The sequence below is a fragment of the Brevundimonas sp. genome (genome assembly GCF_030704825.1).
In the GTDB taxonomy this organism is placed as follows: Bacteria; Pseudomonadota; Alphaproteobacteria; order Caulobacterales; family Caulobacteraceae; genus Brevundimonas.
The window spans coordinates 101,075-114,534 of the sequence record NZ_JAUYNX010000016.1; the positions used below are offsets into that span (position 1 = coordinate 101,075).

The 13,460-nt window shown below is 69.8% G+C and carries 17 protein-coding genes; 9 read left to right on the plus strand and 8 right to left on the minus strand.

The features are described 5' to 3' along the window. Together Q8Q71_RS09315 and lgt are read right to left on the minus strand one after the other, a co-directional pair. Complete coding sequence (locus tag Q8Q71_RS09315) at positions 1–1,074, minus strand: class I SAM-dependent methyltransferase (protein ID WP_305759307.1); 1,074 nt, start codon at positions 1,072–1,074, stop codon at positions 1–3. Beyond that, on the minus strand, positions 1,074–1,952 hold the full coding sequence (gene lgt, locus Q8Q71_RS09320; protein WP_305759308.1) for a prolipoprotein diacylglyceryl transferase: 879 nt from the start codon (positions 1,950–1,952) through the stop codon (positions 1,074–1,076). Before lgt ends, Q8Q71_RS09315 begins: the two co-directional genes overlap by 1 nt. 183 nt (positions 1,953–2,135) lie before the next feature. Here lgt and Q8Q71_RS09325 point away from each other — a divergent pair, with 183 nt between their 5' ends. From Q8Q71_RS09325 to proC, 3 genes are all read left to right on the plus strand, one after another. Further along, positions 2,136–2,423, plus strand: a complete 288-nt coding sequence (locus Q8Q71_RS09325) for an accessory factor UbiK family protein (RefSeq protein WP_305759309.1) — start codon at positions 2,136–2,138, stop codon at positions 2,421–2,423. Positions 2,424–2,487: 64 nt separating this feature from the next. Then, positions 2,488–2,991: a YbjN domain-containing protein gene (locus Q8Q71_RS09330; RefSeq protein WP_305759310.1), complete on the plus strand. Its 504-nt coding sequence runs from the start codon at positions 2,488–2,490 to the stop codon at positions 2,989–2,991. Between the two features lie 4 nt (positions 2,992–2,995). Further along, positions 2,996–3,802, plus strand: a complete 807-nt coding sequence (proC, locus tag Q8Q71_RS09335) for a pyrroline-5-carboxylate reductase (protein WP_305759311.1) — start codon at positions 2,996–2,998, stop codon at positions 3,800–3,802. Here proC and Q8Q71_RS09340 read toward each other — a convergent pair. The 3 genes from Q8Q71_RS09340 to Q8Q71_RS09350 form a co-directional block, all read right to left on the minus strand. Beyond that, a complete protein-coding gene (locus Q8Q71_RS09340) occupies positions 3,792–4,286 on the minus strand; it encodes a hypothetical protein (RefSeq protein WP_305759312.1) in 495 nt (164 codons plus the stop codon). The genes proC and Q8Q71_RS09340 overlap by 11 nt on opposite strands. Before the next feature lie 77 nt (positions 4,287–4,363). Then, entirely contained in the window at positions 4,364–5,707 is a 1,344-nt protein-coding gene (locus Q8Q71_RS09345) for an ATP-binding protein (protein ID WP_305759313.1), read from the minus strand. A gap of 7 nt (positions 5,708–5,714) precedes the next feature. Then, entirely contained in the window at positions 5,715–6,446 is a 732-nt protein-coding gene (locus Q8Q71_RS09350; protein ID WP_305759314.1) for a response regulator, read from the minus strand. 88 nt (positions 6,447–6,534) lie between these two features. Here Q8Q71_RS09350 and Q8Q71_RS09355 point away from each other — a divergent pair, with 88 nt between their 5' ends. Continuing rightward, positions 6,535–7,410 carry a branched-chain amino acid aminotransferase gene (locus Q8Q71_RS09355; RefSeq protein WP_305759315.1) on the plus strand — a complete coding sequence of 292 codons (876 nt, stop codon included), beginning with the start codon at positions 6,535–6,537 and terminating at the stop codon, positions 7,408–7,410. On the opposite strand, the gene Q8Q71_RS09360 is transcribed toward Q8Q71_RS09355, so the two are convergent. The 3 genes from Q8Q71_RS09360 to Q8Q71_RS09370 form a co-directional block, all read right to left on the minus strand. After that, the gene (locus Q8Q71_RS09360; protein WP_305759316.1) at positions 7,407–8,285 is read right to left on the minus strand and encodes a DUF4349 domain-containing protein; all 879 of its coding nucleotides are present in this window, start codon (positions 8,283–8,285) and stop codon (positions 7,407–7,409) included. The genes Q8Q71_RS09355 and Q8Q71_RS09360 overlap by 4 nt on opposite strands. Before the next feature lie 96 nt (positions 8,286–8,381). After that, positions 8,382–9,014: a DUF1109 domain-containing protein gene (locus Q8Q71_RS09365; protein WP_305759317.1), complete on the minus strand. Its 633-nt coding sequence runs from the start codon at positions 9,012–9,014 to the stop codon at positions 8,382–8,384. Next, a complete protein-coding gene (locus Q8Q71_RS09370; RefSeq protein WP_305759318.1) occupies positions 9,004–9,543 on the minus strand; it encodes a sigma-70 family RNA polymerase sigma factor in 540 nt (179 codons plus the stop codon). Before Q8Q71_RS09370 ends, Q8Q71_RS09365 begins: the two co-directional genes overlap by 11 nt. 149 nt (positions 9,544–9,692) lie before the next feature. Here Q8Q71_RS09370 and Q8Q71_RS09375 point away from each other — a divergent pair, with 149 nt between their 5' ends. The 5 genes from Q8Q71_RS09375 to Q8Q71_RS09395 all read left to right on the plus strand — a co-directional run bounded on the left by Q8Q71_RS09375 (position 9,693) and on the right by Q8Q71_RS09395 (position 13,453). Next, the gene (locus Q8Q71_RS09375; RefSeq protein ID WP_371315947.1) at positions 9,693–9,989 is read left to right on the plus strand and encodes a DUF2282 domain-containing protein; all 297 of its coding nucleotides are present in this window, start codon (positions 9,693–9,695) and stop codon (positions 9,987–9,989) included. A 7-nt stretch (positions 9,990–9,996) separates the two neighbouring features. Further along, entirely contained in the window at positions 9,997–10,848 is an 852-nt protein-coding gene (locus Q8Q71_RS09380) for a DUF692 domain-containing protein (protein ID WP_305759319.1), read from the plus strand. Then, positions 10,845–11,606, plus strand: a complete 762-nt coding sequence (locus Q8Q71_RS09385; protein ID WP_305759320.1) for a DNA-binding domain-containing protein — start codon at positions 10,845–10,847, stop codon at positions 11,604–11,606. The genes Q8Q71_RS09380 and Q8Q71_RS09385 overlap by 4 nt, the downstream gene beginning before the upstream one ends. Further along, complete coding sequence (locus Q8Q71_RS09390) at positions 11,603–12,067, plus strand: DoxX family protein (RefSeq protein WP_305759321.1); 465 nt, start codon at positions 11,603–11,605, stop codon at positions 12,065–12,067. Before Q8Q71_RS09385 ends, Q8Q71_RS09390 begins: the two co-directional genes overlap by 4 nt. 114 nt (positions 12,068–12,181) lie before the next feature. After that, complete coding sequence (locus Q8Q71_RS09395; protein WP_305759322.1) at positions 12,182–13,453, plus strand: NupC/NupG family nucleoside CNT transporter; 1,272 nt, start codon at positions 12,182–12,184, stop codon at positions 13,451–13,453. Positions 13,454–13,460 lie beyond the last annotated feature (7 nt).

Genomic DNA, 13,460 nt, shown 5'->3' on the forward strand with positions numbered 1-13,460 from the left:
TCAGATCTCGAAGCCCGGGACCACCAGCGTCCGCGGAGAGAAGATCGCGCAGGCCTTGAACAGCGTCCCCATCTGGTCGTCGGCGGTCAGCCGGGCCAGCTGGCGGTCGATCACAGACGCGGCGTCCGGCCGTCCCGCCTTCAACCGGTCGGCGCGCGCTTCGATCCCCAGCAGGTTCAGAAATTCGCCCTGTCCCATGGTCCCGGTGACGTCCGCCCCGGCGTGGACGGCGGCCTCGAGCACCGTGGGGAAGTCGGCCCACTGGGTCAGGTCGGTTTCACCGGGGCCGTCCAGCGGATCGACCTTCCGGTGGCGGCGGAGGCCCTGCAGGGTGTCTCCGGGCCCGGGGCGGGCGCGGCCGTAGTCGATCAGCAGGGCGGCCCCGGAGGTGGCCCGGACCAATGTCGCCAGGTCGCGCCCGAACGCGGCCTGCCGCTCCGAGATCTCGACCGTCTGGCCCGGTTCGACGGCGAAGTCCGGGCGCCTGAAACCGCCGGTGATCTTCACCAGGCCGAAGGTCAGGGCGCCGTCGTCGGTCACCCCCACGCGCCGCTCGGCCCAGCCGTCTTCGGTTTTCACGAACTGCCGCGCGGGCAGGCAGTCCAGCACCTCATTGGCGATCAGGATCACCGGGGCGTCGGTCTCGATCCGGTCCAGCGACGCGACCCAGCGGGGATGGATGTCGCTGTCGGACAGCATTCGCGCCTGGGCCTCGCGCAGCGGCGGGCTGGGTTCGATCAGGACCAGGTCCACGGCGGAGAGGAACTCCGGGTCCAGCCGCGCGGCCCTCAGGGCGTCGGCCATCAGGGTTCCGTCGCCGGGCCCGACCTCGACCAGTCGCACCCGTTCGGGCGCGCCCAGACGGCGCCACAGCTCGACCGCCCACAGGCCGACCAGTTCGCCGAACATCTGGCTGATCATCGGCGCGGTGATGAAATCGCCCGACGCGCCGATGGCCGGACGGGTGGCGTAGTAGCCGCCTTCGGGATCGTGCAGGCATCGGGCGACATAGTCGGCGACCGTCATCGGCCCGGTCAGGGCGATCTCGCGGGCGAGGCGGTCCCGCAGGGACATCAGGCGTCGGCGGCGACCGGCGGCCGGCTCCAGGCGCGCCAGATCAACCACGCCCCGATCAGCATCATCGGGACCGACAGGATCATGCCCATGGTCAGGCCCAGCGGCAGCTCGGAGAGTTTCCCGGCGTCCGGCTGACGAACGTTCTCCAGCGAGGCCCGGGCGAGGCCGTAGCCGAACAGGAAGACGCCCGTGACATAGCCGGGCTTGGCCAGAAGCCTGGCCCGGTGCACCGCGAACCAGAGCACGGCGAACAGGACGAGGCCCTCAAGACCGGCCTCGTACAGCTGGCTGGGATGTCGCGGTTCGTTTCCGGCGGGGCAGCTTCCGTACATCTGATAGATGCGGTCGTTGCAGAAGCGGACGGCCCACGGAACGGTCGTCTCGCGGCCCCACAGTTCGCCGTTGATGAAATTGGCCATGCGGCCGAAGAACAGGCCGATCGGCACGGCCGGCGCCACGAGGTCGCCGAGACTGAGCAGGCGCACCTTGTTTCGCCAGGCGAACCAGAGGATCGCCAGCGACACGCCGATCAGGCCGCCGTGGAAGGACATGCCGCCGTCCCACAGCCGGAACAGCGCCAGCCGCTCGCCCCAGTCGGCGCCCGCGAACAGGTTCCCGTACAGGGATGGCTGGTAGAACAGGGCGAAACCGAAACGGCCGCCCAGGATGATGCCGAGCGTGATCCACAGGATCAGATCGTCCAGCTGGACCGTCGAAACCGGCGCCCCGCCGGGCCGCCACAGGGCGTTGTCCTTCGCCAGGCGGGCGGCGTACCACCAGCCGACCACGATGCCGGCCACATAGGCGAGGGCGTACCAGCGGATATCCAGCGGGCCGATGCTGAACAGCACCGGGTCGAACTCGGGGAATTGCACGGGCTCTCCTAAGACGGTTCGTCGCCAGCGGTTTAGCAAGCGTCGCCGCGCGCGTCCCTGAAATTTCCGCAACGGTCGCGGCGCCCAAATCAGGCCACAGGTCGCATCGACAGCAAGGTTTCGTTCACCATATCCGGTGAACCTTCATTAACGACATTCGCTTGGTCGAGTCGGAGAGTTCCCATGCAGACCCGCAATCCCATTCTCGACGAGTTCGCCAGGCTGACGACGGGCGCCATGGGCCTGGCCCAGGCGGCGGGCGAGGAGGCGAAGACGGCGTTCCGGGCCCAGACGGATCGCTTCGTCGCCGAGATGGATCTGGTCCGGCGGGACGAGTTCGACGCCCTCAAGGCCGAGATCGCGGCGCTGCGAGCCGAGCTCATGGCGGCGAAATCGCCTGCCAGGACGGCAAAGAAGCCTGCCACGGGAACGTCCACAGGGCGCGTTCCCCCGCAGGACGCAGCCGGTTGAGCCGAATCTGCGAACCCGCCTACCGTTCCCTGACGGGGCGTGAGTCGCGCCCGGAGAGTGCCTGATGGACGTTGTACGGCCCGAAGAAGTCGATGTTCCCTACGACCCGCTGGATGTCGTGGAGCACGTCCTTGTGGCCGAGAACCTGCCGTTCGACCGGACGGATGAAGGCGATCTGGCCTTCGCCCTGGCCGGGGACTGGAAGGACTATGAGCTGTGGTTCGCCTGGCGGCCCGAGGGCGACTGCCTCCAGCTCTGCTGCGCGCTGGACCTGCAGGCGTCGAAACAGCGCCGCGGCGCGGCCTATGAGCTGGTCGGCCTGATCAATCAGCGCACCTGGATGGGGCATTTCGAGGTCTGGGCCGAGGACGGCGAGATCGTCTTCCGCCATTCGCTGGCCTTGCCGATGGGCGAGCGCCCCACCCTGGCCCAGGCGGCCTCGATGATCGACGCGGCGGTCGAGGCGGCGGATCGCTACTATCCCGCCTTCGACTTCATGATCCGCGGCAACAAGAAGCCGCAGGAGGCGATCGACTCCTGCCTGTTCGAGACCGTCGGCACGGCCTGAGGCCATGAATACAAACGCCAGAGCCGCACCCGTCGCCCTCGTAGGCTGCGGCCGGCTGGGCTCCGCCATCCTCGAGGGCTGGCTGAAGACCGGCGCGGTCGAACCGCGCGACCTGATCGTTTTGACTCCGTCGGAAAAGCCGGCCGCGGAGGCTGCGCGGGCCAGGGGCGCGCGGGTCAATCCGCCGCCGGCCGCCATGGCCGAAGCCCGGACCGTGGTGCTGGCGGTGAAGCCGGCGATGTGGCGAGCGGCCGCCGAACCGCTGAGGGGCAGCCTGAATCCGGACGCCGTGGTGGTCTCGGTGATGGCGGGCGTCTCCGCCGCGGACATCGCCGCGGTCCTGGCCCGACCCGTCGCCCGGGTCATCCCGACTACGGCCGTCGCCCAGGCCGAGGGCGTGGCCGCCCTGTGGTCGGACGACGCCCGCGCCCGCGAGATGGCGCGGGACCTGTTCGCCAGCGTGTCCGATGTGGTGGAACTGGATGGCGAGCGCCTGATGGATGCGGCGACCGCCGTGGCGGGCTCGGCTCCAGCCTTCATCTACGCCTTCGTTGAAGCGATGGCGCGCGCCGGCGAGGCCGAGGGCCTGCCGTCCGGCGCGGCCGAGCGACTGGCGCGGGGAGCCCTGCGCTCGGCCGGGGCCGGCGTCGGGACCGGGGAGACGCTGGAGGCCCTGATCGCCCGCATCGCCTCACCCGGCGGGACGACCCGGGCGGGGCTGGAGGCCATGGCGGCGACCGGCGATCTGGCGCGGGCGGCCGAGGCCGCGGTCAAGGCCGCCGTCGCGCGCGCCAAAGCCCTCAGCGGCTGACGTAGCGTCCGTCGGCGAGGTTGACGGCCAGCCGCCGGTAGGCCCGGTTCGCGTCCTGCCAGGTGCTGGAACCCCATACGTCGGCCAGGCTGGTGGAAAACCAGTCGTAGCTGACCGGCACGGTCCGGCCGTCGGCCATCGTGACCTGACCCTCAATGGCCGCGCCGCCGATCGAAAGGCTGCGAAGACCGTCGAGACCCGGCCGGTCGGCCATCTGCTGGAAGGTCGGGCGATTGGGCCGGAGGTCGGTCAACACCAGGTCGACCCGGGCCCCGTCCAGGGCCCCCTCCCGGGCCAGGGCGCGCTGGACGACCTCGGCCAGCCGATCGGCCTGTTCCCGGACCTCGCGTTCGCCCAGGTCGTCGACCTTGTCCTGGAGATCGCCGCCGAGAGTGACGGTGACGGCCGCCGGCTCGGCCATGGCGGGCGCGGCGGCGACGGCGAGCGCCGCGGCGAGAGGTGCGAAGAAAGCGAGTTTGCGCATGATGTCCTCCAAGGGCCCTGTCGAACGAAAGATGCGCCCTGCGGCCCCGCTTCGCCAGTGGCCATCGTCAAATGTGATCAGCCCGGCAGGCGGATGAGCGCCTTGAGGCCGCCCATGTCGCTGCGCTCCAGGGTGATGTCGCCGCCATGGCCCCGGGCCACGTCGCGGGCGATGGCCAGACCAAGGCCGACGCCCTTGCGGTTCTGGTTGCGCGAGTCGTCGAGGCGGGAGAAGGGCCGAAACGCTTCCTCGTGCATCTCTTCGGGGATGCCCGGCCCATCGTCCTCAATCGTCACTTCCAGGCCGCCGGAGGGCAGGGGGCGGGCGCCCAGCCGGATGTGCTCCCCATGGGCGGCGGCGTTCCCGGCCAGATTGGTGAGGGCCCGCTTGAACGCCAGGGGGCGCAAGGAGGCGGTCAGGTCCGCGGGCGCGCTGACCTCGACCTCGGCGCCGGAACGGCGGGCGTCGGCGGCGGCGGCGGCCAGCAGATCCGCGATCGACACGGCCTGGGCCGCTTCGCCGGCCTCGCCGCGGGCGAAGGCCAGGTATTCGTCGATCATATGCTCCATCTCGTCCAGGTCGCCGCGCATGGCGTCGGCGCGCTTGAACGCCGGCGCCAGCGCCAGCTCGAGCCGCAACCGGGTCAGGGGGGTGCGAAGGTCGTGGCTGACCGAGGCCAGCAGGGCGGTGCGCTGGTCGATATGGCGCTGAATCCGCTCCCGCATGGCCAGGAAGGCGTTGGCGGCGGCGCGAACTTCGCGGGCGCCGTGAGGCTTGAACCGCTCCTGGGTCTCGCCTCGTCCGAAGGCTTCGGCGGCTTCGGCCAGACGTTCGATGGCGCGGACCTGGTTGCGGATGAACAGGATCGCGACGCTCATCAGCAGCACCGTGGCGATAGTCAGCCACAGGACGAAGATGTGGGCCTGGGTCGCCACCGCCCGCTCGCGCGGGGCGATGATGCGCAGCACGCCCTCGGGCTGCTGCACGCGGATGTCGACATAGGCCGGGTACTGGGTCGTCGAGAACCAGAACGGCTGGTCCAGCCTGGTGGCCAGGGCCCGCTCCAGGGTCCGGTCGACGACTCCGATAGGGCCGCGTTCCTGCTCCCGGGGGAGGACGGCGTCCTCCTGCAGGGCGACCGACAGCGACATCGACCGCTGGGCCCGCTCCGAGATGATGGCCAGATTCTCCGGCGTCGGATCGTCCCGCCAGCTCTCGGCCGCCCAGGCGATGTCGCCCGCCAGGCCGTCGGACAGGCGGGCGGTCACCGTCTGCCAGTGCATGTCGAAGAAGGCCCAGGTGACGGCGACCTGCATGACCAGCACCGGCAGGACGATGATCAGCAGCGACCGGCCCCACAGGGAGGTCGGCAGACGCCGCTTCAGGAACCGCGGCCAGAGGCTGGCGGGAAGCAGCCTCATGGCCCGGTCAGTCCGGGGCCAGCATATAGCCGACGCCGCGCACGGTCTGGAGATAGCGCGGGTTCTTGGGGTCCGCCTCCAGCTTGCGGCGCAGGCGGGTGACCTGGACATCGACGGCGCGGCCGGTGATGTCGGCGGTGTCGGGCGACAGGCTCATGCGCTCGACCGCGGAATGGGCGTGGATGGCCAGGGTCTTGAGCAGCTGGGCCTCGGCCTCGGTCAGGCGCTGGGGCTTGCCGTCGCGCATCAGCTCCAGCCGCTCCATGTCGAACACCGCCGGTCCGAGCTTGATCTCGCGCGGCGTCAGCGGCTTGCCGCCGGTGCGGCGCAGGATGGCGTCGACGCGCAGGGCCAGTTCGCGCGGGTCGAAAGGCTTGGACATATAGTCGTCCGCGCCCCGGGACAGGCCCTCGATCCGGTCGTCGGGATCGCCGCGGGCGGTCAGCAGCAGGACGGGCGTCCTGGACGTCTCGGCCTTGGAACGGACCCAGGTGGTCAGGTCGAATCCGCTCTCGCCGGGCATCATCACGTCCAGCACAATCAGGTCGAATTCGATCAACTCCATCAGCCGCCTGGCCGCCGCCGCGTGGGCGGCGCCGGTGACGCGATAGCCCTCGCGGGCGAGGAATTCCTTCAGCAATTCGCGGATGCGGTCGTCGTCGTCGACGACCAGCAGATGCCGGCCGACTCCCGCGCCGGCGATGGGGCCGGAACGGCCATGGGAGCGCACATCGCTCATGCCGACGCGACCGGACGGTGTTTCCAGGCGTTGACCTGAGCGATTCCGGCGGCTCTAACCCGGAGACTGACGCGGGAGACGTTATTCAATGGCCTTCGTTCCTTTCGACGATCGTGACGGCTGGATCTGGATGGACGGCGATTTCGTGCCCTGGAGGGACGCGAAAACGCACGTTTTGACCCATGCCCTTCACTACGGCTCGTCGGTGTTCGAGGGTGAGCGTATGTACGGCGGCGAAATCTTCAAGCTGACCCCGCATAGCGAACGCCTGAAGCGTTCTGCAAACCTGCTGGATTTCGACCTTCCGTACAGCGTGGCCGAGATCGACGCCGCCTGCAAGGCGACCTGCGAGAAGATGGGGCTGGAGGACTGCTACGTTCGCCCGGTCGCCTATCGCGGACCGGAACAGGTCAGCGTTTCGACCCTCAACAACAAGACCCACGTGGCCATCGCCGTGTGGGAGTGGCCCAGCTATTTCGATGCCGCGACGAAGGCGAAGGGTATCCGGATGGAATGGGCCAGATGGCGCCGGCCCGATCCGGCCACGGCTCCGTCGGCGGCCAAGGCGGCGGGCCTGTACATGATCTGCACCATGTCCAAGACCGCGGCCGAGAAGCGCGGCTACGCCGACGCCATGATGCTGGATTGGCGTGGTTATGTCGCCGAGGCCACCGGCGCCAACGTCTTCTTCGTGCAGGACGGGGTTCTGCACACGCCCCCGATCGACGCCATCCTGGACGGCATCACCCGCCAGACCATCATCGAGATGGCGGCCGCCAGAGGCATCGAAGTCGTCGTGCGGCATATCCGGCCCGAGGAGTTGGCGACGTTCAGCGAGTGTTTCGTCACGGGCACCGCGGCCGAGGTGACGCCGGTGAGCGAGATCGGCGAATACCGATTCACCCCCGGCGCCCTCAGCCTCGGCCTGATGGAAGACTACGGCCGGCTGGTGCGGCGGCTCTAGGCCGCCGGCGCGGGTCTGCGCCGGCGCAGGGCCCACCAGACGGCCACGCCGATGACGACGACCGGCAACAGCACCGAACCGGCGGTGATCAGTACGGCCAGCATGCCCATGGAGAGGCCGAAGGCGTCGCCGAGCGCCCGGGCCACGGGCCGCGTCGGGCTGTCGGCGGCCATGACTCCGCCCTGGCGGTAGTCGAGCGTCAGCCGGGCCGACTGGACCCGGTCGTTGAGGGCCCGGAGTTCGATCTGCTGCGCGTCGTACAGCTGTTGCAGCTCGGCCAGCTGGCGTTCGATTTCCAGCCGTTGGGCAAGGGTTCCGCCGGAACGCGCCTGGAGCTGGCGGATGCGATCGGCCAGGGAGGCGGTGGTCTTCGCCCCCGTCGAGGCCTCGTCGATGCCTCGCGTGACGTCCTCGCCCTCGGTGACGGCTTCGTCGAGGCGGCCGCCGGCGTTCTGCGCATCAAGGGCCAGGCCGCTGCGGAAGCGGTTGATCCATTCGGGCTGGCCGCGCAGCTCCAGCCGCCCGCCGGGCTCGCGCGCTGTCCAGTCGGCCTGGGCCGAGATCACCTGGCAATAGCCAGGGCCGGCCGAGACGCAGGCCAATTCGTGCCGGCTCATCATCTCCGCGCCCCGGTCGCGGGGCAGGGACAGGGCGTAACGATAGGCGTAGGCGATCCGCGCCACGGGGGCGAGCGGAGCGGGGCGCGGCGCCAACGCTTCGGTCGGCGCCGGGGCGCCCTGGGCCGTCGTGGTTCCGACATCGGCCGAAGCCTCGGCGGCGGCTTCCTCCGAATATGCCTGGCCGTCCTCAGCCGTCCGCGAACAGCCGGCCAATATGATCAGGCCGGCCGAGGCCAGCATCAGAGCCTTGCGCATCGTCATTACTCCCTGTCCCGTGCCGATCACGGTTTCGTGATGACGCGCGCGGATCGCGACGGATTCAGGGCTGAAGCGCGGCTTTTGCGGACGGATTCACCAGCGCAGGACGAACCGGCCGACGACGGCGCCGAGACCCGCGGCGGCGGCCATGCCCAGGGTGTACCAGGTGGCCACGAAGGCGGCGGTGGCCTCGGGGCAGTGCAGGCCGTAGGCGGTGGCGGCGACCGCTCCGGTCAGCAGGCCGGCGGCGGCGCCCGCCTGCATCGGCCGGGTCGGGGCCAGCCGGCGGGCGGCGAGGAAGACCAGCGGCGCGGTGAAGGCCGAGACCTTCAGGATGTTGAGGGCGCATATCTTCCAGGTGAAGCCCAGCCAGTCGTCCATCCGCGCCCCCGCAGGCAACAGGACCAATTCGAGCCCGGCGACCACGCCTGCGAGGCCGATGATGGCCACAATCATCCAGCCCGCCAGGCCGACCGACGCGCCGGGCCGGCCCAGCCGGGTGACCAGCCAGACCGAGGCGAGGGCGATCGAGCCGGTATAGGCCGCCTTGGCCCAGAAGACCGGGCCGCGCACGACCTCCGCGAGGTCAGGCAGGACGCCCAGCATCGCCACCACCGTGATCATGGCGATCCCGAGCGCCCCGCCGATCAACAGGGGCGAAAGGCGGGCGGGTCCCACCGGCTCGAGACCGGCGGCCAGGACTTCGATCAGCTCGTCAGTCTTCATGGCCGGTCACGCTGGCGGTCAGCGTCTTCATGCTGCGGTGAACGCTCACCTTGGCGGCCCCCTCGGTGAATCCGTTGCGTGCGGCGGCCTCGGCGACGCTGAAGCCGCCGATCCGCACGTCCTCGACCAGGCGGCGCTGGCGCGCGGGCAGAATCGCCAGGACCCGCGACAGGTCGCGGCGCACCACGCCGTCCTCGACGGTGTGTCCGGCCAGCAGGATGGAGGCGTCCTCCAGCGGCACGGTCGCCCGGCGGCCCTGCCGGCGCAGATGGTCGATCAGCTTGTAGCGCGCGATCGCATAGGCCCATGCGGAAAAGGTCAGCCCCCGGTCGAATGTCGCGCGCTTTGCGTGAATGGCGATCATGCATTCCTGCACAAGGTCCTCCGCATCCGCCCGCTCGGTCAGGCGACGGCTGAAATAGGCCGAGAGCGAGCCGCGCACTTCCGAAAGGAGCACGCGCCAGGCGCCCGCGTCGCCGTCAAGGCCGCGCAGCATCAAGGCCTTCAGATGGGCTTCCCTGTCGATCACGCCCCGGTTCATTCGTCATACCGTCCCGGAAGGTTACCCGGCCGGTGAAACATAAATTCCGCGTCCGAGCGTAACCGGTTCGCCCGCCGGCGCGAACTCCCGATGGCAGCCCCCCAAACGGGACGGCGCCCCTCAGGAGACAGAAACCCATGAAAACACAGGCTCTCATCAGCGCCGGCGCCGTGCTGGCGTTCGGCGCGACCGCCGCCATGGCCCAGCCGCAGCAGCCCGACCAGACGCCGGCCGCCGGCGGCGAAAAGGAACGCTGCTATGGCGTGTCGCGCGCCGGTCAGAACGACTGCGCCGCCGGTCCCGGCACCTCTTGCCAGGGCACCTCGACCCGCGACTGGCAGGGCAATGCCTGGAAATACGTCGCCAGGGGCACCTGTGTCGCGATCCAGACTCCGGCGGGCCCCGGCTCGTTGACGCCGATCGCCAACCGCTGATCCCGCGATGAGCGAGCCGACCGCCGGACTGGGCCTGAAGCCCCAGCACTACAGCGAGGCGCTGTCCTGTCCGGCGGTCGGGGCCCAGGCCGGCCTGTGGTTCGAGGTTCACCCCGAGAACTACATGGTCGAAGGCGGGCCGCGGCTGGCGTGGCTCGAGGCTGTTCGCGCCGGGCGCCCCCTGTCGTTGCACGGGGTCGGGCTTTCGCTGGCGGGCGACGAGCGGCCGGACCGGGAGCATCTGTCCCGCTTTCGCGCTCTCATTGACCGCTATCAACCCTTCCTGGTGTCGGAACACCTTGCCTGGTCCCGACGCGGCGGCGTCTACCATCCCGATCTGCTGCCCGTGCCGCGCAGTCGGGAGATGCTCAACCTCGTCTGCGCCCACGTCGATGAGGCGCAGTCGGCGCTGGGGCGGTCGATGCTGATCGAAAACCCGACGGCCTACCTCGATCTCGCGGGTCACGCGTGGGACGAGGTCGAATTCCTGGTGGAGATCGCGCGACGGACCGGGTGCCGCCTGCTGATCGACGTCAACAATGTCTTCGTCGGTTCGGCCAATCTGGGCTTTGACGCCGAGGCCTGGCTGGACGCGGTCCCGTCGGAGCTTGTCGGCGAGGTCCATCTGGCCGGCCACCGGCCCGATCCCGTCCTGGGCGAGACGCTGCTGATCGACAGTCACGACGCTCCGGTCGCCGAGCCGGTGTGGACGCTGTACCGGCGTCTGATCGACCGGATCGGTCCGCGGCCGACCCTGATCGAGCGGGACGGCGAGATTCCGGCGTTCGAATTTCTGTTGGGCGAGCAGGGCCGGGCCGCCGGGCTGCTTGCGTGCATACGAGCGGAGCGCGCGGCATGACCGCGTTTCACGAGGCCTTCGAGGCCGCGCTGTCGGGCGGCGATTTCTCGCTCCTGTGGCCGCACCTGAAGCCGGGCGACCGCACGGCCGGAGCCCTGGCGGTCTATCGGAACACCTCGATGAAGGCGCGGATCGACGCCCTGGCGGCCAACTATCCCACCATCCTGAAGATGGTCGGGCTGGACTGGTTTCAGGGCTGCGCCCGCGCCTTCGTGGCCGATCACCCGGGCGACGATCCGGTTCTGGTCGCCTTCGGCGCCGCCTTTCCGCGATGGCTGGCACGCTTCGAACCGGCCGGGACGATGCCCTACCTCGCGCCATGCGCCCGGCTGGACAGGGCCTGGACCGAGGCGCATGTCGCCGGCGCGGCCCGACGCCTCGATCCGGAGCGCGCGGCGGCGCTTGGTCCCGGTCTCGCCGGCCTGACGGCGTCGCTGCATCCCGCGGCGCGGCTGTTCTGGTTCGACTGGACCGCGCCGTCCCTGTGGTTGGCGCATCGCTACCCGGAGACGGAGCCCGCCGACATGAGCTGGCGACCGGAGCCGGAGGGCCTCCTGATTCATCGTCCGGGCGACGAGGTTCTCGCGCGCCGCCTGAGCCGAGCCGAATGGACCTTCCTGGACGCCTGCCGCAACGGCCGTCCGCTGGGCGCCGCCGCGATGGCCGCCGGCGGAGCGCCCTGCGAGGCCTCGGCCCTGTTCGGCCGCCTGCTCGGACTGGGCGTCCTTACCCACAGCCAGCCGGAGATCGCCCCTTGAGACCCATTGCGACCGAACACCCGGCTCGCCCCCGCGGCCTTCCGGAACCGATCCGCGCCGTTCTGGACGCCGCCCTGCCGCCACCGTTGGTGGCCCTGGCGCTGCGGCTCGGCATCGCCGCGCCGTTCTTCATGTCCGGTCGCGCCAAGGTGGACGGGCTGCTGACCCTGAACGAGACGACCTTCTTCCTGTTCCGGGAGGACTTTCGCCTGCCGCTGCTGCCGCCCGACCTGGTCGCCTATATGGCCACCTATGCGGAACATCTGTTTCCCCTGCTGATCGTGCTGGGGCTCGGCACCCGCGTCTCGGCCCTGGCGCTGCTGACCATGACGCTGGTTATCCAGATATTCGTCGTGCCCACCGGCTGGCCCACCCATCTGCTGTGGCTGGGACCGTTGCTGTATCTGCTGGCGAACGGCCCCGGCCGGTTCAGTCTGGATCGCCTTTTCCGGCTGGATTGAACCCCGGCCCTCCCCGGGGGGGCGGATGCGGCTCCGCGCGGACCCGCTTGCCAGAACGCCCGCCGTGGCGTTCAACCGGCCATGACCGGCGGGGAGTCGGCGGGGAAAGCGTCCATGTTCAGCGTCCTGAACCTTCAGAGCCTGCTGGGTCTGGTCGTCATCGTCGCCGCCTGCTGGGGCCTGTCAGAAAACCGGCGGGCCTTCCCGTGGCGGCTGACGTTGGGGGCGATCGCGGTTCAGGCAGCGCTTGTGCTGGCGCTGTTCGCCATTCCAGGCTCGCAGAACGTGCTGGCGGCGGTCACCGGGGCGGTGGACGGTCTGGCCGTGGCCACCAACCGGGGGACGCAATTCGTGTTCGGCTACCTCGCCGGCGGCGACCAGCCCTATCCCGTGTCCAACCAGCCCGCGCTGTTCACCTTCGCCTTCCAGGTCCTGCCGCTGATTCTGGTGATCTCGGCCCTGTCGGCCCTGCTGTGGCACTGGAAGATCCTGAAGTGGATCACCCACGGCTTCGGCATCGTGTTCCAGCGCACCATGGGGCTGGGCGGGGCCTCGGCCCTGGCGGTGGCGGCCAACATCTTCCTCGGCATGATCGAAAGCCCGATCGTGATCCGCGCCTATCTGGACAAGCTGACCCGTTCGGAGCTGTTCCTGATGATGGTGGTCGGCCTGGCCACGGTCGCCGGCTCGACCATGGTGGCCTATGCGGCGATCCTCGGGCCGGTGATGTCCAATGCGGCCGGCCATGTGCTGGTCGCCTCGATCGTCTCGGCCCCGGCGGGCGTGCTGCTGGCCCGGATCATCATCCCCGAAACCGCGGGCGAAGGCGGCGTCGCCGCCGACTATGAGTCGGCCCTGAAGTACGACAGCGCCATCGACGCCATCGTCAAGGGGACGGCCGACGGGCTGATGGTGGTGCTGAACATCTCGGCGGTGCTGATCGTGTTCGTGGCCCTGGTCGCCCTGGTCAACGTCATGCTGGGCGGATTCTGGCTGTTCGGCGATCACGTCACCGTCGAGCGGCTGCTGGGCTGGCTGTTCATGCCCGTGGCCTGGCTGACCGGGGTGGAGTGGTCCGAGGCGGGCAAGGCCGGCTGGCTGCTGGGGGTCAAGCTGACCCTGACCGAGTTCGTCGCCTTCATCGAACTGGGCAAGGTTCCGGCGGGAGAGATGAGCGAGCGGACGCGGATGCTGATGACCTACGCCCTGTGCGGCTTCGCCAACATCGGCTCGGTCGGCATCACGGTGACGGGGCTCAGCGTGCTGATGCCCGAGCGCCGCGAGGAGGTGCTCGGTCTGGTGTGGAAGGGGCTGTTCGCCGGCTTTCTGGCCACGCTGATGACGGCGGCGGTTGTGGGCGCGATGCCGGCCGCCATATTCCGCTGACGCCGGA

Excerpts from the sequence above, each read along its gene's own strand:
- Q8Q71_RS09315 (WP_305759307.1), bottom strand. The coding sequence starts at position 1,074 with ATGTCCCTGCGGGACCGCCTCGCCCGCGAGATCGCCCTGACCGGGCCG.
- Q8Q71_RS09325 (WP_305759309.1), top strand. The coding sequence starts at position 2,136 with ATGCAGACCCGCAATCCCATTCTCGACGAGTTCGCCAGGCTGACGACG.
- Q8Q71_RS09330 (WP_305759310.1), top strand. The coding sequence starts at position 2,488 with ATGGACGTTGTACGGCCCGAAGAAGTCGATGTTCCCTACGACCCGCTG.
- proC (WP_305759311.1), top strand. The coding sequence starts at position 2,996 with ATGAATACAAACGCCAGAGCCGCACCCGTCGCCCTCGTAGGCTGCGGC.
- Q8Q71_RS09340 (WP_305759312.1), bottom strand. The coding sequence starts at position 4,286 with ATGCGCAAACTCGCTTTCTTCGCACCTCTCGCCGCGGCGCTCGCCGTC.
- Q8Q71_RS09345 (WP_305759313.1), bottom strand. The coding sequence starts at position 5,707 with ATGAGGCTGCTTCCCGCCAGCCTCTGGCCGCGGTTCCTGAAGCGGCGT.
- Q8Q71_RS09350 (WP_305759314.1), bottom strand. The coding sequence starts at position 6,446 with ATGAGCGATGTGCGCTCCCATGGCCGTTCCGGCCCCATCGCCGGCGCG.
- Q8Q71_RS09355 (WP_305759315.1), top strand. The coding sequence starts at position 6,535 with ATGGCCTTCGTTCCTTTCGACGATCGTGACGGCTGGATCTGGATGGAC.
- Q8Q71_RS09360 (WP_305759316.1), bottom strand. The coding sequence starts at position 8,285 with ATGCGCAAGGCTCTGATGCTGGCCTCGGCCGGCCTGATCATATTGGCC.
- Q8Q71_RS09365 (WP_305759317.1), bottom strand. The coding sequence starts at position 9,014 with ATGAAGACTGACGAGCTGATCGAAGTCCTGGCCGCCGGTCTCGAGCCG.
- Q8Q71_RS09375 (WP_371315947.1), top strand. The coding sequence starts at position 9,693 with ATGAAAACACAGGCTCTCATCAGCGCCGGCGCCGTGCTGGCGTTCGGC.
- Q8Q71_RS09380 (WP_305759319.1), top strand. The coding sequence starts at position 9,997 with ATGAGCGAGCCGACCGCCGGACTGGGCCTGAAGCCCCAGCACTACAGC.
- Q8Q71_RS09385 (WP_305759320.1), top strand. The coding sequence starts at position 10,845 with ATGACCGCGTTTCACGAGGCCTTCGAGGCCGCGCTGTCGGGCGGCGAT.
- Q8Q71_RS09395 (WP_305759322.1), top strand. The coding sequence starts at position 12,182 with ATGTTCAGCGTCCTGAACCTTCAGAGCCTGCTGGGTCTGGTCGTCATC.